This is a genomic window from Bacillus sp. SD075, from assembly GCF_017355165.1.
Lineage (GTDB): Bacteria > Bacillota > Bacilli > Bacillales > DSM-1321 > Peribacillus.
In genome coordinates this window covers 86,129-107,215 of sequence record NZ_JADILK010000008.1, presented here as the reverse complement: position 1 = coordinate 107,215, position 21,087 = coordinate 86,129, and the positions used below count along the sequence as shown (strand labels likewise).

The 21,087-nt window shown below is 43.4% G+C and carries 14 protein-coding genes; 11 read left to right on the top strand and 3 right to left on the bottom strand.

Annotated elements, in window-relative coordinates; genetic code table 11:
• Positions 1–81 precede the first annotated feature (81 nt).
• The 3 genes from IOC57_RS08700 (at position 82) to IOC57_RS08690 (ending at position 4,444) form a co-directional block, all read left to right on the top strand.
• Entirely contained in the window at positions 82–1,467 is a 1,386-nt protein-coding gene (locus IOC57_RS08700) for a murein hydrolase activator EnvC family protein (RefSeq protein ID WP_207438348.1), read from the top strand.
• A 144-nt stretch (positions 1,468–1,611) separates the two neighbouring features.
• Positions 1,612–3,036: a S41 family peptidase gene (locus IOC57_RS08695; RefSeq protein WP_207438347.1), complete on the top strand. Its 1,425-nt coding sequence runs from the start codon at positions 1,612–1,614 to the stop codon at positions 3,034–3,036.
• A 214-nt stretch (positions 3,037–3,250) separates the two neighbouring features.
• Complete coding sequence (locus IOC57_RS08690) at positions 3,251–4,444, top strand: PDZ domain-containing protein (protein ID WP_207438346.1); 1,194 nt, start codon at positions 3,251–3,253, stop codon at positions 4,442–4,444.
• A gap of 88 nt (positions 4,445–4,532) precedes the next feature.
• Here IOC57_RS08690 and IOC57_RS08685 read toward each other — a convergent pair whose 3' ends face one another.
• Positions 4,533–5,519: an ABC transporter substrate-binding protein gene (locus IOC57_RS08685; RefSeq protein WP_207438345.1), complete on the bottom strand. Its 987-nt coding sequence runs from the start codon at positions 5,517–5,519 to the stop codon at positions 4,533–4,535.
• A gap of 190 nt (positions 5,520–5,709) precedes the next feature.
• On the opposite strand from IOC57_RS08685, the gene IOC57_RS08680 reads away from it, so the two are divergent.
• Together IOC57_RS08680 and IOC57_RS08675 are read left to right on the top strand one after the other, a co-directional pair.
• Positions 5,710–6,714 carry a FecCD family ABC transporter permease gene (locus tag IOC57_RS08680; protein WP_207438344.1) on the top strand — a complete coding sequence of 335 codons (1,005 nt, stop codon included), beginning with the start codon at positions 5,710–5,712 and terminating at the stop codon, positions 6,712–6,714.
• On the top strand, positions 6,711–7,766 hold the full coding sequence (locus IOC57_RS08675) for a FecCD family ABC transporter permease (protein WP_207438343.1): 1,056 nt from the start codon (positions 6,711–6,713) through the stop codon (positions 7,764–7,766). The genes IOC57_RS08680 and IOC57_RS08675 overlap by 4 nt, the downstream gene beginning before the upstream one ends.
• A gap of 56 nt (positions 7,767–7,822) precedes the next feature.
• On the opposite strand, the gene IOC57_RS08670 is transcribed toward IOC57_RS08675, so the two are convergent.
• Both IOC57_RS08670 and IOC57_RS08665 read right to left on the bottom strand, forming a co-directional pair.
• Positions 7,823–8,356, bottom strand: coding sequence for a YceI family protein (locus tag IOC57_RS08670; protein ID WP_207438342.1), 534 nt, complete (start codon positions 8,354–8,356; stop codon positions 7,823–7,825).
• Positions 8,357–8,549: 193 nt separating this feature from the next.
• Positions 8,550–10,772: an MMPL family transporter gene (locus tag IOC57_RS08665; RefSeq protein ID WP_483862047.1), complete on the bottom strand. Its 2,223-nt coding sequence runs from the start codon at positions 10,770–10,772 to the stop codon at positions 8,550–8,552.
• Between the two features lie 181 nt (positions 10,773–10,953).
• Here IOC57_RS08665 and IOC57_RS08660 point away from each other — a divergent pair, with 181 nt between their 5' ends.
• From IOC57_RS08660 to hprK, 6 genes are all read left to right on the top strand, one after another.
• Positions 10,954–12,561: a catalase gene (locus IOC57_RS08660; RefSeq protein ID WP_207438341.1), complete on the top strand. Its 1,608-nt coding sequence runs from the start codon at positions 10,954–10,956 to the stop codon at positions 12,559–12,561.
• Positions 12,562–12,746: 185 nt separating this feature from the next.
• Positions 12,747–12,977: a CsbA family protein gene (locus tag IOC57_RS08655; protein ID WP_034309928.1), complete on the top strand. Its 231-nt coding sequence runs from the start codon at positions 12,747–12,749 to the stop codon at positions 12,975–12,977.
• Between the two features lie 219 nt (positions 12,978–13,196).
• Positions 13,197–15,182 carry an excinuclease ABC subunit UvrB gene (uvrB, locus tag IOC57_RS08650; RefSeq protein WP_207438340.1) on the top strand — a complete coding sequence of 662 codons (1,986 nt, stop codon included), beginning with the start codon at positions 13,197–13,199 and terminating at the stop codon, positions 15,180–15,182.
• Between the two features lie 6 nt (positions 15,183–15,188).
• The gene (uvrA, locus tag IOC57_RS08645; protein ID WP_207438339.1) at positions 15,189–18,068 is read left to right on the top strand and encodes an excinuclease ABC subunit UvrA; all 2,880 of its coding nucleotides are present in this window, start codon (positions 15,189–15,191) and stop codon (positions 18,066–18,068) included.
• Between the two features lie 480 nt (positions 18,069–18,548).
• On the top strand, positions 18,549–19,649 hold the full coding sequence (locus IOC57_RS08640; RefSeq protein ID WP_207438338.1) for a DUF4097 family beta strand repeat-containing protein: 1,101 nt from the start codon (positions 18,549–18,551) through the stop codon (positions 19,647–19,649).
• A gap of 487 nt (positions 19,650–20,136) precedes the next feature.
• The gene (gene hprK / locus IOC57_RS08635; protein ID WP_207438337.1) at positions 20,137–21,072 is read left to right on the top strand and encodes an HPr(Ser) kinase/phosphatase; all 936 of its coding nucleotides are present in this window, start codon (positions 20,137–20,139) and stop codon (positions 21,070–21,072) included.
• Positions 21,073–21,087 lie beyond the last annotated feature (15 nt).

Below are 21,087 nucleotides of genomic sequence, written 5' to 3'. Positions count from 1 at the left end.
TCGAAAGCCAAAAGAAGCCGGATATAAATAGAGAGACGTTACAAGGCAAGGATGTAACGGGTTGAAAGGGGAAATGAAACGTTGAAAAAAAATATCATCGCCATGAATGCCTCCATTATGATCGGGTTGGGAAGCATATTAGCAGCACCTTCGGTTTATGCCGAGTCGATCTCGAATTTAGAAAAACAGAAAGAGTCCATCCAGGAAAAACGTTCGGGTGTTGAATCGAATATTTCCGAAACGGAGAAGAAAATCGATAACCTGCAGGATAAGCAAATGACAGCAGAAGATCAAATCGCTGCCATTGAAGCGAAAATTGCGGAGTCCGCAAAAAAAATCGATGCTAAAAATGCTGAAATTACCCAAACGAAAAAAGAAATCGAAGCATTAAAAGAAGAGATTAAAGTATTAAAAGAGCGGATCGCCAAACGTAATGAAGTATTGAAGGAAAGGGCACTTTCTTTCCAGGAGACTGGCGGGGACGTGAACTACCTTGAAGTATTATTCGGATCATCCAGTTTTGGAGATTTAGTTGACCGTGTCGGAGCAGTAGCGACAATTGCTGAAGCCGACCGCGATATTTTAAAAGAGCATGAGCTGGATAAAAAGGCTCTGGAAGAGAAGCAAAAAGCCGTTGAAACGAAGCTTGCCCGTTTAGAAGTGGCAAAAGCTGAACTTTTAGAAATTCAAAAGCAACAAAAACAGCAAAAGCAAGAAAAGGATGCTTTAGTTAAGAAATTAAAGCAACAAACTGAAAAGCATGAACATGAGAAGATGGGCCTAGAGGAAGAAAAATCGAATCTTGCCGCTCAAGAAAGAGCCATCAAATCAGCCATCAGTTTAGAGCATCAACGTCTTGCCGAGTTGGAAGCAGCACGTAAGAAAGCGGCAGCCGAAGCGAAAAAACGTGCAGAGCAAGAAGCGGCCCAAGCGGCGGCCCAAGCAGCATCACAAGCATCTGAATCAAAAAAACAATCGACCTCTTCAGGATATAGTGCAAAAAGTAACAGTTCATCATCATCACCTTCACACTCTTCGTCTAATGTAAGCTCAGTGCCAGCTGTATCATCGGGCACTTTCACTAGACCAAGTGCAGGCTATGTATCTTCAACAATGGGTGAACGTTGGAATAAACAGCATGCCGGCATCGATATTGCTGCTAGTGGAACGGTTCCAGTTGTAGCGGCAGCGGACGGAGTCGTAAGCCGTTCTTACTTCTCAAGTTCATACGGTAACGTCATCTTCGTTACCCATTCGATCGGCGGTCAGCAATGGACTACTGTGTATGCACACTTAAGTTCTAGACAAGCAAGCGAAGGTGCTGTTGTGGCCAAAGGTCAACAAATTGGCATCATGGGTAACACAGGACATTCATACGGTCAGCATTTACACTTTGAGTTACATAAAGGCGCATGGAATTATAGCAAGTCAAATGCTGTTAATCCATTAAACTATATAAATATTTAATACCCGATATATCAAATGAAAAACAGACCAGGATAAATTCCTGGTCTGTTTTTTTTTTGTGTGGTTTCACCATTTTGTTTAAGCATATTCTTTCCATTCCCCTCATATAGTGAAATACATATCAGGTCAGAAATGGGGATAAATATGGTCAAAAAATGGGTACTTCCTCTAGCAATCATCATGTCACTAGCCATTGGAGCAGTGGGGGGCATATATTGGACAAGCCTCCCGGCTAAGAATGAGGCAAAGGATGAAAGCCAGGCAATATCGAAGGATAAGGAATGGGCAAAGGTGGAACAAGCTTACGGGTTGATCGTAAGTCAGTATGTAGAACAGGTGGACGGTTCCAACCTGGTGGAGGGTGCCATCCAAGGCATGCTGTCAGCGCTTAAAGATCCTTATTCCGTATATATGGACAAGGAGACCGCAAAGCAGTTCAACGAAACCCTTGACTCATCTTTTGAAGGGATAGGGACTGAAATCGGAATGGAAGAGGGGAAGGTCATAATTGTTTCCCCCTACAAAGATTCGCCTGCTGAAAAAGCTGGATTAAAGCCGAAAGATCAAATCCTTAAGGTGAACGGTGAGAGTGTAGAAGGTTTGGATCTATATGAAACACGCCTGAAAATCCGCGGTAAAAAAGGCTCGCCTGTCAAAATGGAAATAAAGCGGGCAGGGGTGGATAATCCGCTTGAATTCAATATGGTGCGCGCCGAAATTCCAATGGATACCGTATTTTCATCCATTAAGGAAGTCGCCGGAGAACAAATCGGTTATATCGAGTTGACCACATTCTCGGAAAATACTGCGAGTGATTTCAAAAACCAGATGAAGGAATTGGAAAAGAAGGGAATCAAGGGCTTGGTCATAGATGTACGCGGCAACCCCGGTGGCCTTCTTTCAAGTGTGGAAACGATTCTTGGCGAGTTTATCACAAAAGATAAGCCTTATTTGCAAATTGCGGAAAGAACGGGGGAAACACAATCGTTTTTTACAAGCCTTAAGAAAGCGAAAAGTTATCCGATTGCCGTCTTGACGGATAAAGGCAGTGCCTCAGCCTCGGAAATCCTTGCCGGCGCGATGCAGGAGGCTGGAGGCTACCCATTGGTCGGCGAGAAGACCTTCGGGAAAGGCACAGTACAGCAAGCTGTTCCCATGGGGGATGGCAGTAAGATTAAACTTACGTTATATAAGTGGCTGACACCTTCAGGGAACTGGATCCATAAAAAAGGGATCGAACCGACAATCAAAGTAAAACAGCCGGATTATTTTGGTGCTCATCAGCTGGCCATTGAGAAGGTCTTGCAGCGGGATATGAATGATGAACAAATCCAGTATGCCCAAAGCATTCTGAAAGGGCTTGGATTGGAACCGGGTCGTGAGGATGGATATTATGATTGGAGTACAGAAATCGCAGTAAAAGCATTCCAAAAACAATTTGGCCTGAAAGTGACAGGCAAGCTGGACGCTAAAACCGCAGCACATCTGGAATCCGCCATTCTGGAAAAGATCCAGGATGAAGATAATGATATTCAGTTACGCACGGCCTTGAATTATTTAGTGAAATAACCCGATGGCACCGTTCCCTTTTGGGGCGGTGTTTTTTTGAATGTGATCGAGCCCTTTCCGCGAATATGAAAACAGTATAGAAGAAACTTAAGGGAAAGCTACTTTTTCTGCATCTTAATAGGCATGAAGGTTACATTTTTGATAGAATAGGAGGTAACTGACCAGAACGAAATTTGACAAAATTTTGATTACTTTTGAGGATGGTGGAAAGAAATTGACAACGGACTGGCTGATTGCATGTTTAATGGGATTAGGAAAACTCTTCCTTCATCCTCTACTTTATGTTTCGATTGCCTATTGTTTATTCATCGGCTATCTTCGCGTTAAACGGGAACGCCATGATTTTAATACGAAGATCTACAGTTTTTCCATGGAGCTTCGTTCCATGTTACCTCAAGGGTTGGTATGGGGATTGATCCTTTCCATCCTCACGCTGGCTACTGGACTCGCCATTCCTTTGGCGGCGCTGTTCATCATGGCAGTGGTTACAGTTTTGTCCATGCTGTCCATGAAGAAGAGATTCGTTTCCCCCATTTATACAGTGGGGCTCACCTTCTTTATCCTTTTCTTTTTATATGATAGAGATATCAAGCTGACGTTATTTCAGGATGCTTTAAATCAGTTGGATCGGTCCGTATATCCGACACTTGTCATTTTAATAGGGTTATTACTGATTGCTGAAGGGTTTTTGATTGTTGGCAATGGAAGTAAAAAGGTTTCTCCTCAGTTGGAGGTATCCAAGAGGGGGCAGCCAATAGGTGTGTATGTTTCACAGCGAATCTGGCTAATTCCCATGTTCGTCATGATTCCGGGAGGGCAACTTCCGGTGCCTTTCGAATGGTATCCGGTTTTTTCAATCGGGGACATGTCCCTGTCGCCGATTGCACTCCCCATTTTAATCGGCTTTAAGCAAAAAGTTCATGGGACGCTTCCGGAACTGGCCATTAGGGCGCAAGGCAAAAAGGTAGGGGCATTGGGAATTGTGATTACACTATTGGCGGCTGTTGGTTACTGGTACCCTCCATTGGCAATCATAACGGCTGTTTTAGCAATCATCGGTCGCGAATTCCTGCATTACTCCCAAAAGGCAATGGACCAAAAGCTTCCTTTTTACTTTTCGAAAAGTAAGCTGGGTGTACAGATCTTAGGTGTTATCCCTCAATCTCCGGCAGATAAAATGGGGTTGCTAAAAGGCGAGGTCATTTCGAAAATAAATGGGGTCGTCGTCAGGGAAGAAGAAGAGTTATACAGGGCGCTCCAAATAAACCGGGCACATTGCAAGCTTGAGGTCATCGATAATAATGAACAGATTCGATTTGTGCAAAGGGCTCTTTTTGACGGGGAGCATTACGAATTGGGTATCTTGTTCGTTGACGATCAATTAAAGGAAAGCGGACAGGTGGGGTAATGTTCCGAAAGCTGTGCGCGTGAATAAAAAGTAAAACGGCCTTTCTCGAAGTATATCGAGAAAGGCCGTTTTCAATTGAAACGTGTTATTACTTTTCAAGCATGATCTTTTCTAGATCGTCCAGCATTTTATTAGCTGCAATTACTCCGCCAGCTGTATTCCATGTTGCGTCGCTAACTTCATGAGCATTCCCGTTTTTGACTGCATCAAGGTTTTTCCAAAGTGGATCGTTCGTCCATTCTTTTGCTGTGCTTAGTGCCTGTTTGTCCCCTTCAGGAGCGTAAGTGAAGTAGAAGAGAATATCTCCATCCATTTTAGGGATGACTTCTTTCCCTACTTCAATGGCAAGGTTACCTAATTTATTATCTGCAGTGAATAGTTCCTTCTGTTGTTCTGCGCGTTTAAATCCTAATTGATCGAAAATCACTCCGGAGAATGAATCTGTGTAATAAATACGAGTAGTTCCAGCCATGAAACGAACAATGGAAACTTCCTGATTTACTTTATCACCCAATTTGGCTTTAAGATCTTCTGTGTGTTTATCGAATTCTGCAATTACATCGTTACCTTTTTCTTCAAGGTTCAAGGCTTTTGCATATAGTTTAAAGTTTTCTTTCCAATCTCCTCTTAGCGTTTCCGAAAAAACGGTAGGGGCGATTGCCTTTAATTTATCATATACAGCTTCTTGGCGTATCTTGCTTCCGATAATCAAGTCAGGCTTCAATGATGCGATTTTCTCTAAGTTAACTTCATGTTCAACACCAACGACTTCGACCCCGTCCATATCATCTTTAATATGGTCGTACCAAGGGTCACCAAGCCAAGATTGGACGGCACCAACAGGTTTAATTCCTAAAGCAAGCAATGCTTCAGTGCCTTCATTTGTTAGAACGACTACTCTTTTAGGTGTTTCTTTCAACTCGGCAGTACCCATGGCATGCTCAATTGTGTAGCTTTTTTCCTCTTTCTTGTCTTCAGCTTTATTTTCGGCTTTTTCATCCGAATTACCGCAAGCTGCTAGAAGGAAAACTGCAAATATTGTAAAAATCGTTAATAATGACTTAAATTTAAACATCTATGTATCCCTCCCAATTTTCCGGCAAATGATAATCATTCGCACTTAACAGCCTCATCATAAAATGAATATACTTTTCTGTCAATATATAATTGAAAATGATTCTCAAATTCATTGACATAATCCTGTTAACGCCAGTACAATTGAATTAGGTAATAGTACACAAACGTGATTGGAAAGGTAACTGGATATGCTATTAAAAAATTCATGGCAGAAATGGATGGGCCTGTTCATTACCATTCTTTTGCTGCTGTTTTTACTGTGCTCCAGCATTGTATACGGTTATACAGATACAACCTGGAAAATGGCCATCGATGCTTTTACCCATTTCAATGGGACGAATGAACACATTGTCATTCAATCAGTCAGACTTCCGCGTGCCCTGATTGCATCGGCAATTGGTGCAAGTTTAGCCATCTCGGGGGTTTTGATGCAAACGCTAACTAAAAACCCCCTAGCCTCCCCAGATATATTCGGGGTCAACGCCGGGGCGGGATTGGCGGTTGTCACTGGGGTCACCGTTTTTGGGATAAGCAATCTTCAAGTATTCACATGGCTGTCATTCATAGGGGCTGCCATAGCCGCGATAAGCATATATATGATTGGAAGCATGGGACGTGGTGGCTTGACACCGATGAAGCTGACATTGGCCGGTGCAGCCATGACGGCAATGGTAGCTTCACTTACACAAGGTCTTCTTGTTTCAAATGAGGCTCTTTTAGATCAAGTCCTTTTCTGGCTTGCCGGATCCGTTTCCGGTAGAAGTCTAGATAATTTAGTTGCCGTCCTGCCGTATCTTATCGTAGGTTGGGCCCTTGCCTGGATCATGTCCGGTAAAATGAATGTGTTATCCATGGGTGAAGATGTTGCAAAAGGCCTTGGGCTGAATATTGTTTTCATTAAACTGGTTATGGGGCTGGCAATCATCCTGCTCGCTGGCGGATCAGTGGCGGTGGCGGGTCCGATTGGATTTATAGGAATTGTCATTCCGCATCTTACACGTTCTATAGTAGGCATTGATCATCGCTGGTTGATTCCGTTCTCTGGACTTTTCGGGGCGGTGCTTTTGATTGCAGCCGATGTCATATCCAGGTATATCCTGATGCCTCGAGAAATTCCGGTTGGAGTCATGACAGCCATAATCGGGACCCCATTCTTTATTTATATAGCTAGAAAGGGGTTCAGCGGCCGATGAAGTCATATAAGAGCTTTCGATTATTTAATGAAAAAATATCATTCTTGATGGATAAAAAAGCAATGATCGTGATTTTTATATTATTTTTAGTCACTTCACTAGTGTTTGTGATCAGTACTGGAGTGGGTGAAATGAATATAAATCCGCTAAGTGTCCTCCAGGTCCTTGTCGGAGGGGGGACGGATAGCGATCGGCTTATTATCCAATCTTTCCGCCTACCTAGAATAATTGTCGCCCTGTTGGTAGGGATGGGCCTTGCTGTAGCTGGGGGAATCCTTCAAGGGATGATTCGAAATCCACTTGCTTCTCCTGATATCTTGGGGATAACAGGGGGGGCGACTGTAGCGGTCGTTGGATTCTTGGCCGTTTTTAGCGATACGAACCATTCTTTAACAGTGAGCATCAATTGGCTTCCGCTAGCTGCATTCATTGGGGCGACAGTCGTGGCCTTACTAGTATATTCCTTAGCCTGGAAAAATGGCGTTCCCCCGATTAGGCTAGTGTTGATCGGGATTGGGGTGATGGCTTTAATGAAGGCACTTACTACGATGATGATGATTCTTGGCCCAGTTTATCAAGCGAGCCAGGCAAACCTATGGATCACGGGGTCAGTGTCTAACTCCACCTGGAATAATATCGCTGTACTGGCACCATGGACGATTCTCTTCCTGGTCATCGCCTTCCTGTATGCCAGGAATATTAATTTACAGGAGCTGGGGGATGACCTTGCAACGGGGCTTGGGGGACATGTCCAAAAACAACGGTTTACATTATTGATGATCAGTACGGCCTTGATTGGAGGTTCTACCGCTTTTGCTGGAGGAATTGGTTTTGTGGGATTAATGGCACCTCACATTGCCAGAAGGCTGGTTGGTTCGAGTTTTGGTGTGTTACTGCCCACTTCAGCTTTGCTTGGTGGCATCCTGGTTATGGTGGCGGACTTGATTGGACGGACCTTATTTTCACCTTTGGAAATACCGGCTGGTGTCTTCACAGCGAGCATCGGGGCACCTTACTTCATTTATTTACTATATAAAACGAGGAATTCGTAAACCCGGTAAATATAGAAAGAAGCAGCCATCCTTGGGATGGCTGCTTCTTCTTTTCATTAAGCTTCTTTAGCTGCCTCGATTTCAATGGTAAGCGTGATTTGATCGCCGATCAATACGCCGCCTGTTTCTAATGCCGCGTTATAGGTTAGGCCATAATCACTGCGTTTAACTTTCCCTTTTCCGCTAAATCCTGCTTTTTCATTTCCCCATGGATCTTTCCCTTGGCCTTCGAAGGTGATGCTGAAAGTTTCTTCTTGTGTGATTCCATTAAGAGTCACATTTCCAGTTACATCGTATTCATCTTCATTCGTTTTCACGATTTTTGTTGATTTGAATGTTAATGTGGGATTTTTTTCTACATCAAAAAAGTCAGCGGAACGCAAGTGATTATCCCGGTCTGCATTGTGTGTGTCGATACTGGCCACATCAACGGTAAAATCGATTTCTGCAGTTGTTAGATCCAATGGGTTTGCTAGAATGCTTGCTTCGAACTTATTAAAACTTCCTTTTACTTTAGCGATCATCATATGTTTTACGGAAAATTCAATGGCGCTGTGAGTCGGGTCGACTGTCCATTTTGTATTTGTCATGTTTATTCCTCCAAATTATTAATCTTGAATTTATATATCTTTAATTTGAGATATCTTAACTTAATGTAATTATAAGAGGTGGAAGCAATGATGTCAACTTAAATTTTTCCTTAATTTAGAAAATATGAAAAACCCTGTGCATTTATGGGGCACAGGGTTTTTTTATGAAGAAGAGTAAAGCTGTCTGCTTTTATTAATTGGCCTGTTCTTTCTCTTCCTGATTGGTCACTTTACTCGGCCAAAAAGCACGGCGGCCAAGTAGAGCGGTAATAGCAGGAACAAGGAACGGGCGCACGATGAATGTGTCCATTAACACACCAAGAGCGGTAATGAGCCCGAATTGAACCAATACTTGAATCGGAAGTGTGGCTAGAACGGAAAAGGTGGCTGCCAAGATGATTCCGGCGGATGTGATGACACCGCTAGTTTCGGCAACGCCTTTTCTGATGGCCTGCTTGATTGGCATGGTTTCTTTCTTACGCCAAATGCTTGAAACCATGAAAATGTTATAATCTTCTCCAAGTGCAACCAGGAATACGAAAGAATAAAGTGGAATTGTCCCCTCTATGGCATCGACACCCATGAAATAGTGCAGGATTATCCAACCTAAGCCCATAGCCGCAAAGAATGAGAGAATGACTGTCCCCATTAAATACAACATGGCTGTCACAGATCGCAAGTAGGCTAAAAGGAGCAAGGAAATCAGGACGATGATGATCGGAATGATCATGAATTCATCGGATGTTACGGTATCCCTTTTATCAAATTGCGTGGCAGTTTGCCCGCCAATCCAAACCTTTTCATCAACGGCAGATATATTGGCGGCCTTCAATTCTTTCACCGCCATTGTGCGGATTTCCGGTATGGAATCGATGGCCTCGATATCATATGGGTTTAAGTTGAATGTGACCTCATAGGATTGAAGATCTTTATTGGATTTACTTGTAACCGGATCGGCAACACTTTCAATAATATTCATCCCTTCCAATGCCGGCGCTAAATCGATATCTTCACCATCCGTATCGACAACCACTGTGGCCGGTGCCAGTTCGCCCGGTGAGTACGAGTCGGAAATGACAGAATAGCCTTCACGGGAGTTCATATCTTCAGGGAAGGAAGAGAGAATATCATATGAATATTTTATTTGTGAAGAATACCCAGCTAAAGTACTGAAGATGATCAGGCATGTAAGAATGACGGTCCATGGCTTGGTTGTGACAATATGGCCAATCCAGTTACCGATGAGCCCTTCTTTATGCTTTTTGACGGCTTTTCCCTTTTTCCTAGCCCGTGCTTCTTCCATTTCTGATGTACGCGGAACGATTGGGAAGAAGGAAGCCCTTCCGAATACAGAAAGCAATGCCGGTACAAGTGTTAAAGCTGCCAGCATCATGATTAAAATGGACAAGCTGAATGGTACAGCGAAACGGTGGTAGGCCCCGTATTTGGCTACAAGCAATGTTAGCAGGGAGATGACGATCGTAAGGCCGCTCATCGCAATGGCGCCTGATGAATCTTTAAATGCGGCGATCATGGCTTTCCTTTTGCTTTCATGAATTCTTAATTCACTTCTGTAGTGAGAAATTAAAAATAGACAATAATCCGTTCCGGCACCGAATAATAATACGGTCATGATTGAAATGGCCTGTGAATCGACAGTAATCCAACCATGATCTGCCATGAATCCAAGGATCGGGCTCGTGACAATATAGGCGAAGCCTACTCCGATTAGAGGAATGATGGCTAAGAGCGGGGAACGGTAAATGAGTAATAACACGACAAGTACAAGTATTACTGTCGCTAATAGCAATTTGAAATCTGCACCTGAAAATAAACCCGTTGCATCGACGGATATCCCTACAGGGCCTGTCACTCGAAGGGATAATTCATCTGAATCTATAGGGACCTTGAATGGATCCGATCCAATTTGTTCCGATACTGCTTCATTAATGCTTTCAAGATTTTTTTCGAGGATTTCAGTCTCGGTCTTTTCTTTAAAGAAAAGCGGCTGTACGAAAGTCGTCCCATCCTCTGAAACCGATTCTTGAAGAGAAGGCAACGGAAGTTCATGAAGCGGCGGTAAAAAAGATTGCTGTGTCAATGGGGTATCTGTCAGTTCTTTGGAAAGGTACTGAATTTCAGCCAAGTCGGCCTCTGTCAGCCCACCTTCCCGATGCCATGTAAGTAGGGCAGGTAATCCAGAAGAGTTTGGAAACTCTTCTTTAATAAGTTCATCAGCCACGACAGAAGGTGAGCCTTCAGGCAAGTCTGCGGCATTATTTGCTGTTCGATCATTAACGGAAGGCAATGTGAAGGTTAATGCGATTGCTGCCATTATCCATACGGCAATGACAACCCAACGACTTGTTTTTCCGGTCATGATCCTGCCAAGTCTTCCTACTATTGATTCATCCAATGAATGCACCCCGCTATTTGAATTATTTATCCTTAGTTCATTATAATGGATTGCTGTTGACATATACAAAAATGGGTATGCTAGATGTTCCAAGTTGTTAATGGCATGAGGGGAAAAATTTCAATTAAATTTGAAGATTGAAGAGTGAAATATAGGGAATGGGGGAAAGTATGGTAGTGTTATGGCTTTTATTAACAGAGGAGGGATTTTTTTGTCTGATAAATCCAAAAAACCAAATGATGAATCGAAAGAAACATTAACGAACAGGCAAGGGCATCCGGTAACGAATAATCAGAGTCTTAGGACTGTAGGGAACAGAGGTCCTAGTACACTTGAGAACTATGATTTCCTTGAAAAGATCAGCCACTTCGATAGGGAGCGTATTCCTGAGCGGGTTGTGCATGCCCGTGGTGCAGGTGCACATGGTTATTTCATTCCGACCGGTAAAGCGGGGGACGAGCCAATTTCAAATTATACAAGAGCGAAGGTTTTTCAGGAAGAAGGTAAAAAAACCCCGGTATTCGTGAGATTTTCATCTGTTATTCATGGAGGGACGTCTCCGGAAACGTTACGTGATCCCAGGGGATTTGCCGTCAAATTTTATACGGAAGATGGAAACTGGGATCTTGTAGGCAATAACCTGAAGATTTTCTTTATCCGAGATGCCATGAAATTCCCGGATTTGATTCATGCCTTCAAACCGGATCCGGTCACGAATATTCAGGACGGCAGGAGGATTTTCGATTTTTGCTCGAGTTCGCCTGAAACATTCCATATGGTTACCTTTGTGTTTTCCCCATGGGGCATTCCTGCTAACTACCGCATGATGCAAGGATCAGGGGTCAATACTTATAAATGGGTGAATGAGCAAGGGGAAGCCGTGCTTGTCAAGTATCACTGGGAACCGAAACAAGGCATCAAGAACCTGACACAGCAAGAAGCAAATGAAATTCAAGCTACGAATTTCAATCATGCCACACAGGATTTATATGAAGCGATCGAACGCGGGGACTATCCCGAATGGGATCTCAACGTACAGATCATGAGTGATGATGATCATCCTGAGTTGGATTTTGATCCGCTGGATGATACGAAGATCTGGCCGAAAGATGAGTTCCCATGGCTGCATGTCGGTACGATGGTATTGAATAAAAATCCTGAAGACTATTTCACTGAAGTTGAACAGGCTGCATTCGGCACGGGTGTCCTAGTGGATGGACTGGACTTTTCTGATGACAAGATGTTACAGGGACGTACATTCTCTTATTCCGATACACAACGTCACCGTGTTGGCGCGAATTATCTGCAATTGCCGATCAATGCTCCAAAGAAACCAACAGCCACGAATCAGACTGGCGGACAGATGCAATATGAAGTTGGCAGAGGCAGTCAAAGCCCCCACATCAACTACGAACCATCCACTGTCGGCGGCTTGAAAGAGGCCAAGCAGACGGGCAAGGAGTATACACCTATGGTGGAAGGGAAACTTGTTCGTGAGACAATCGATCGCCAGAACAATACGAAACAGGCTGGTGAAACATTCCGTGAATTCGAGGATTGGGAAAAAGATGATTTAATCTCCAATTTAGTGGCGGCATTGGCTCCTGCCGACAAGCGCATTCAGGAAAAAATGATAGCACTTGCCGAAGAGGCAGATGAAGAGTATGGCCGCAGATTGAAAGATGGACTGGACTCGGCTTCTGAACATACGGACTCTTCAAAACCTCTGGGTGGGACGGATAACCCTGAGGACGCCGTTAGAAAAGGACATGAAGCAGATCCATATTGATTGGACTGAAAAGAAGCAAACTTCCCTTTAAAGGGGTTTGCCTCTTTTTTTTATGGGCATAATTGATGGATGGAATGTTCTTCTGATGATGCCTTGAAAATCGAGTGGGAAATTGATTGGCAAAAAACTTCATAATCATTTAAACTGAAACTACTCTATTTTTCTCTTATAAAGGAGATGAAAAAATGATTAAAATTCTTTCTGCCCTTTTCCTTCCTTGTCTACTTGTCATGCTATTTTCAAGAGTCACCTATAACAATGTCGTGGGCCTTGTTTTAACTGTTGCCTTGATTACAGCTTCCGCATATAAAGGTTATACGCATACAAACTTATTGATCATCGTCGATGCCTTATCCCTGACAGTGGGATTTTGGTTATCTAAAAGAATGATGAAACGTACATCCAAGAGCGCCTGACAACCAAAGGTGCTTTTTTTGTACTCAAACTTGTCATTTTCCTCAATACATCATGGAGTCCAGAAAACAAAAATAGAATGGATGTTCGCTTATTGCTGGTTTGTTTTAAGGCTATTGTGGTAGAATGTGTATATATGCTTTATTAAATCGGAATAAATAGAAGGGATATAGGCATGTCCCGTTTTCATATAAAAATATTTCAATAGGAGGCTATGCTTGGTGAAGGATAAGTTTGAGTTAGTCTCAAAATACTCTCCTCAAGGAGATCAGCCGGCAGCAATTGAAATGCTGGTCGAAGGGATTAAGGAAGGCAAGGAAATGCAGACGTTATTGGGGGCAACAGGGACAGGGAAAACGTTCACCGTTTCCAATGTGATTCAAAGAATCAATAAACCTACTCTTGTCATTGCCCACAATAAAACGTTGGCAGGGCAGCTTTACAGTGAGTTCAAAGAGTTCTTCCCTAATAATGCCGTTGAATACTTCGTTAGCTATTATGATTATTACCAGCCAGAGGCTTATGTTCCATCCACGGATACATTCATCGAAAAAGATGCAAGCATCAATGATGAAATCGATAAACTGCGTCACTCGGCAACCTCGTCTTTGTTCGAAAGGAAAGATGTCATCATCATTGCCAGTGTTTCGTGCATATATGGACTCGGTTCTCCTGAAGAGTACCGGGAAATGGTTGTTTCCCTCCGAACAGGCATGGAAATAGATCGGAATGCCTTGCTGCACAGACTCGTGGATATTCAATATGAGAGGAATGATATTGCTTTCCAAAGGGGGACCTTCCGCGTTCGCGGCGACGTGGTCGAAATTTTCCCGGCCTCACGTGATGAACATTGCGTACGGGTCGAGTTTTTTGGGGATGAGATTGACCGTATCCGTGAAGTAGATGCCCTGACTGGTGAAATTACCGGTGAACGTGAACATATCGCCATTTTCCCGGCTTCCCACTTCGTAACCCGCGAAGAGAAAATGCGGATAGCCATTCAAAATATCGAAACGGAACTGGAAGAACGATTGAAGGAATTAAGGGAAGATGAAAAACTCCTTGAAGCACAGCGCTTGGAGCAGCGGACCCGTTATGATTTGGAAATGATGCGGGAAATGGGATTTTGTTCAGGGATAGAGAACTATTCCCGCCATTTAACACTTCGTCCCTCAGGTGCGACACCATACACTTTAATAGATTACTTTCCAGAGGACTTCCTATTGGTCGTGGATGAATCACACGTAACCCTTTCGCAAATCCGCGGAATGTTCAATGGAGATCAGGCGCGTAAGCAAGTGCTTGTCGATCATGGCTTCCGTCTGCCGTCTGCAAAGGATAACCGACCGCTAAGATTTGAAGAATTTGAAAAAAAGGTCCATCAATCCATATTCGTTTCGGCAACTCCGGGACCATATGAACTCGAACATACGCCAGAAATGGTTCAGCAGATCATCCGTCCTACCGGATTGCTTGATCCGACGGTAGAAGTGCGGCCGATTGAAGGGCAGATAGATGACTTGATCGGTGAAATCCAAGAGCGCGTCAAAAAGAACGAGCGTGTGCTCATTACGACCCTGACGAAAAAGATGTCTGAAGATCTAACTGATTATTTAAAGGAAATAGGCATCAAGGTCCAATATCTTCATTCGGAAGTGAAGACCTTGGAAAGGATAGAAATCATCCGGGAACTGCGAATGGGCAAATATGATGTACTCGTTGGAATCAATCTTTTAAGGGAAGGCCTGGATATTCCGGAAGTGTCGTTAGTGACCATTCTGGATGCCGATAAAGAAGGGTTCCTTCGCTCGGAACGTTCGCTTATTCAAACGATGGGCCGTGCAGCCCGTAATGCCAACGGCCACGTCATCATGTATGCAGACCGCATCACGAACTCGATGGAACTTGCCATTAATGAAACGAGGCGGCGCCGTGAAATCCAGGAAAATTATAATGAAAAACATGGAATAATGCCTCAAACCATTCAAAAGGATATCCGTGATTCCATAAGGGCGACCCATGTAGCGGAAGAAAGCGAAGAGTATAAGGAAGACCTTGCACCAAGCCTCGCGAAGCTTCCTAAAAAAGAGCGTTTAAAAGTGATGGCAAGTATGGAAAAAGAAATGAAGGAAGCGGCAAAGGCACTGGACTTCGAGCGAGCTGCCGAGCTGCGTGATTTATTACTAGAGTTAAAAGCGGAAGGGTGACGAAACATGGCAATGGATAAAATTGTGATAAAAGGTGCCAGGGCCAACAATTTAAAGAATATTGATATCACGATACCGAGAGATAAACTTGTTGTGCTGACCGGATTATCCGGATCTGGAAAGTCTTCCTTGGCTTTTGATACGATTTATGCAGAAGGGCAAAGACGTTATGTGGAATCACTGTCCGCTTATGCTCGTCAATTCTTGGGCCAAGTGGATAAACCGGATGTCGATGCGATCGAAGGTTTGTCACCAGCCATCTCCATAGACCAGAAAACGACCAGTCGAAATCCTCGTTCAACCGTAGGGACCGTTACGGAGATCTATGATTATTTAAGGTTGTTATTTGCACGGGTCGGAAGACCGACCTGTCCGATCCATGATATTGAAATCACCTCACAAACGATTGAACAAATGGTGGACCGCATTCTTGATTACCCTGAGCGAACCAAGCTCCAGGTATTGGCACCGCTTGTCTCAGGCAGAAAAGGGACACATGCAAAAGTTTTGGAGGAAGTTAAGAAACAAGGTTATGTCCGCATTCGTGTGAACGGGGAAATGCATGATCTCAGTGAGGAGATCACTCTCGAAAAGAATAAAAAACATTCGATTGAAGTCATTATTGACCGAATCGTCATTAAAGAGGGTATCATGGCTAGGCTTGCAGATTCATTGGAAAGTGCTTTGCAGCTTGGCGAAGGCAAAGTCATCATTGACGTCATGGGTGAGGAAGAGCTGCTGTTCAGTGAACATCATGCGTGTCCATACTGTGGATTTTCGATTGAAGAGTTAGAACCGAGAATGTTTTCCTTCAATAGCCCGTTTGGGGCCTGCCCGGATTGTGATGGCTTGGGAGCAAGGCTTGAGGTGGACCGTGATCTGGTCATCCCGAATCAGGATTTAAGCCTTCGTCAACATGCGATTGCGCCATGGGAGCCGACGAGTTCTCAATATTATCCGCAGCTCCTTGAAGCGGTGGCCAACCATTATGGGATAGATATGGATGTGCCCGTTAAAGATTTACCGGAAGAGAAAATGGATAAGGTCTTGCTTGGTTCAGGTAAAGATAAGATATATTTCCGTTATAAAAATGATTTTGGAAGAGTGCAAGAAGGATATATTCCTTTTGAAGGAGTTTTAAGAAACATCGAAAGGCGCTTCAAGGAGACGAGTTCAGATTATATTCGTGAGCAAATGCAAAAATATATGTCAGAACATCATTGTCCAACCTGTAAGGGGCATCGATTGAAAAAAGAGAGTCTTTCCGTGCTCATTCAAGGGGTCCATATAAGCGAAACGACAGCTTTATCAGTGGAAGATGCGTTAGTGTTTTTCGATGAGCTTGATTTGACTGAAAAGGAAGCTGCAATTGCGAAATTGATTTTACGTGAAATTCGTGAGCGGCTCGGTTTCCTGGCTAATGTAGGTTTGGAATATTTGACGTTGAGCAGGGCAGCGGGAACATTATCAGGCGGTGAAGCACAGCGAATAAGATTGGCGACACAGATCGGGTCCCGATTGACGGGAGTCCTCTATATTCTGGATGAACCTTCAATAGGGCTGCATCAGAGGGATAACGATCGATTAATTGAAACATTGAAGAATATGCGCGAAATCGGCAACACCCTGATTGTTGTAGAGCACGATGAAGACACGATGATTGCTGCGGATTATTTGATCGATGTTGGTCCTGGAGCAGGAGCGCATGGGGGAGAAATCGTGGCCGCTGGTACTCCGGAAGAGGTCATGAATGATCCTAAATCCTTAACGGGCCAATATTTAGCAGGGAAGAAATTCATTCCATTGCCATTGGAACGCCGAAAAAATGATGGTCGTGTCATTGAGATAAAAGGTGCCAAGGAAAATAATTTGAAAAACGTTAATGTGAAATTCCCCCTTGGGATCTTTACAGCTGTTACAGGAGTCTCCGGATCGGGGAAAAGTACATTAGTGAATGAAATCCTCCATAAATCATTGGCTCAAAAGCTGAATCGGGCAAAAGCAAGGCCAGGTGATTTCCGTGAGATCAAGGGAATTGAGCATTTAGATAAAGTCATTGATATTGACCAATCACCGATCGGCAGAACCCCACGATCGAATCCAGCTACCTATACGGGTGTATTCGATGATGTTCGTGACGTATTTGCATCGACTAATGAAGCGAAGATCCGCGGTTATAAAAAAGGAAGGTTCAGTTTCAATGTGAAGGGCGGCCGCTGTGAAGCGTGCCGTGGTGATGGCATTATCAAGATTGAAATGCATTTTCTCCCTGATGTCTATGTCCCGTGTGAAATATGTCATGGGAAACGTTATAACCGGGAAACCCTTGAAGTGAAATATAAAGGGAAAAACATATCCGATATTCTCGATATGACAGTCGAGGAAGGCGTTAGTTTCTTTGAAAATATCCCAAAAATCAAACGGAAGCTACAAACGATTTTTGACGTTGGTTTGGGTTATATAAAGCTTGGACAGCCTGCTACCACTTTATCAGGCGGTGAAGCGCAAAGGGTGAAACTTGCTTCTGAATTGCATCGCCGTTCCACTGGGCGCTCCTTTTATATCTTGGATGAACCAACTACCGGACTTCATGTCCACGATATAGCAAGGTTGCTCCAGGTTCTGCAGCGGCTGGTTGACAATGGGGATACAGTTTTGGTGATCGAGCATAATCTGGATGTCATCAAGACGGCCGACCATATTATTGACCTGGGACCAGAAGGCGGAGATAAGGGCGGTACGATCGTCACTTATGGAACGCCTGAAAAAATATGTGAAGTTTCCGAATCATATACGGGAAAATACTTAAAGCCTGTACTTACCCGTGATCAAATTCGCATGGAAAATTGGGTGGAAGAAAAAGAAACCGAGCATGAACACGCTTAAAAGAACAAGTAATCCAGCCGTTTCGGTTTGTAGACAAAAAGGGTTCAGAATGGTCTCATCCCGAACCAGGAAATAAGACAGGGTTATGAAACCCTCACTGGATGGAAGAAATTTGCGACACTCCTGCCGAATACCTGGCTAGCCAAGACCCCGCAGGCGCTTGCTTTGAGGCTTGGCAGACAGTTGGCTGGAACTTTTTTGATAAATAAACTGTAGGCAAACTGGCTTTTATTTGAGTTTATCTTCAGTCTGGAACAAGCCCTCAGGCTTGTTTTTTTGTAGAAAAATGACGGCGTACATTTAATCAATCATTTGATTAAAGAATAGGAAAACAAGATATTTCCGGGGAAATCGTACATCTTCCTTTTCGGAAATTGTCATTTCCCTTTGTCGAATGATGGGAAAAACGGTATTTATGAAACTTTTTAGATATCTAGGCGTATGTATGAATAAAATGATAGAAGAAAGCGAGGAATGTTCATGCAGGAGGAAAGAAAGAAGATTTTAGAAATGATTCAGGATGGAAAGCTATCAGCGGAAGAAGCGATGGGCCTATTCGAAGAATTAGATAAAGCCAGTCAGGAAAGTGAAGCTAAAGAGCAGAAATTGCAAAATGAATTATCAACGGTGGTAGTGGATAAGAAAAGCGAAGAAAACACTCAGGATACGTTTAAGAAGAATATCCAGTCATCGAAAGAAAAGATTATTGATTTCGTTGAAAGTGCTTTTAAGAAAATCAAAGAAACGGACCTTGATTTCAATTTCGGGAAATCAGTGGAGGTCAGTCATATTTTCCAGCATGATCATGATTTCCTGAATAAAGTAGATGTAGATATAGCAAATGGGAAAATAAAAATCGCCGCATGGGACCATAATGATGTCCGGGTTGAATGCCAAGCTAAGGTATACCGTGTGGAAGAGATAGAAGAAGCCAGGAAAAACTTTTTAGAAGAAGTCGATTTTACGATTGAAAATGGAAAATTGAAGTTCAAGGTTCGTGAAAAATCCATAAAGGTTGATACGATCATGTACATTCCAAGGAAGGAATATGAGGACATTCATGTCAGGATGTTCAATGGAGCAATCACGACTGAATCGTTGGAATCAGAGAACCTTAAAGCGAAAACGGCGAATGGGGCCATTCATATCATGCAGGGCACGGGTAAATCTTGTGAGCTTGAAACAGGCAATGGAATGATCACCCTTTCAGATACCACCTTTAATGACTTGGAAGCCGAGACCCTGAATGGAGCGATTAATGCCGATGGATATTTCAAGAAATTGGATGTCCAAACGTTCAATGGGGAAATCATCTGTACGAATTCAGGAATGGATTGCGATTCGATCCATGCTAAGTCAGTCACCGGAAAAGTCCAGCTGACCCTGCCGCCAGGTAAGGCGATCGAAGGAGAGCTGAAATCAAATTTAGGAAGCTTTAATGTTACTTTGGAAGGGATGACCATCATCGAAGAGAAAAGTGATGTGGTCCAGAAAGTCCTTAAGTTTAAGACGGTTAAAGAAGAGGTCCCTGTGCTTCATGTTTTTGCAGAAACCAAGACTGCAGCGATAACGGTTTCCTGAAGAAACAGAAAGCCCGTCAAATCCGGCTTTCTGTTTGTAGACAAAAGGGGTTCTATCTGAATTTTAAAACAAAGTTGATTGGAAGGTAAGGTATGGGACTCCTGCGGGAAAAGCATGTCCAGGGGAGGCCTCGCAGGCGAAAAGGCGCCAAAGGCGGACCATCCGCGGAAAGCGAGTGCCTGGAGTGGAAATCAACGTTAAATTGTGAAAACCTTTAAATACTGTAGACAAAATTGATTTTCATCGAGTTTGTCTACAGTCTGAGCCCGCCATATAAACTGGCGGGCTTTCTTTTATTTTGGTGTATAGACCATTAATATTCACCTCATCTCTTTCTATTTACGAGGGGCTTCCCACTGCTGTCATCCAGTTGGAGTGAATAAAAAAACAATAAATCGATAATGCTTTGTTTGGTTATTAACAGAAAAATGCTAAAATAGAAAAAGTATCTCAAAAAATAACATCGCTCCAAAAGGAGGAAAGATATATGGCAAAAGTCCGTACAAAGGATATAGTAGAAGCGTTCGGTCTAGAACTTATCAGTGGGGAAGAAGGAATTAACCGACCAATCGTAACGAGTGATTTATCTCGTCCCGGACTTGAAATAGCCGGTTTTTTTGATTATTATCCCGCGGATCGAGTACAGCTTTTAGGTATGACGGAGATGTCCTTTTTTAATCGGTTGAATGAACCGGATCGAATACAGAGAATGGAAGAGTTATGCAGGGACTTTACTCCAGGCATCATCATTACGCGTGGTCAGGAAGTGCCGATAGAATTGATTGAAGCTTCTGAGCGGGAATCCGTCCCTGTGATGAGATCTAATATGAAGACAACAAGGTTATACAGCCGTCTGACCAATTTTCTTGAAAGCAGGTTGGCACCGACCACTGCTGTTCATGGTGTATTGGTGGATATCTATGGGTTAGGGGTGTTGATCACCGGGAAAAGCGGAGTCGGTAAAAGTGAGACAGCCTTGGAGTTAGTGAAACGTGGTCATCGTCTTGTAGCCGATGATTGCGTAGAAATCAGGCAGGAAGACCAAGATACGCTAGTCGGGAATGCTCCGGATTTAATCGAACACCTTCTTGAAATAAGAGGATTGGGAATCATTAATGTAATGACACTTTTTGGAGCTGGTGCAGTTCGGAGCAATAAAAAGATCTCAATCGTCATCAATTTGGAACTATGGGAAAAAAATAAGCAGTATGACCGGGTTGGCCTTGATGAGGAAAAAATGAAAATCATCGATACAGAAGTGACGAAAATTACCGTACCAGTCCGTCCAGGGCGAAATTTATCCGTTATCATTGAAGTGGCAGCCATGAATTACCGCCTAAAACGAATGGGAGTAAATGCTGCAGAACAGTTTTCAGATCGCTTGAATCATGCCATTGCAGATCCGGAACATGATGAATTTTAAAAGGTTATAGGAAAA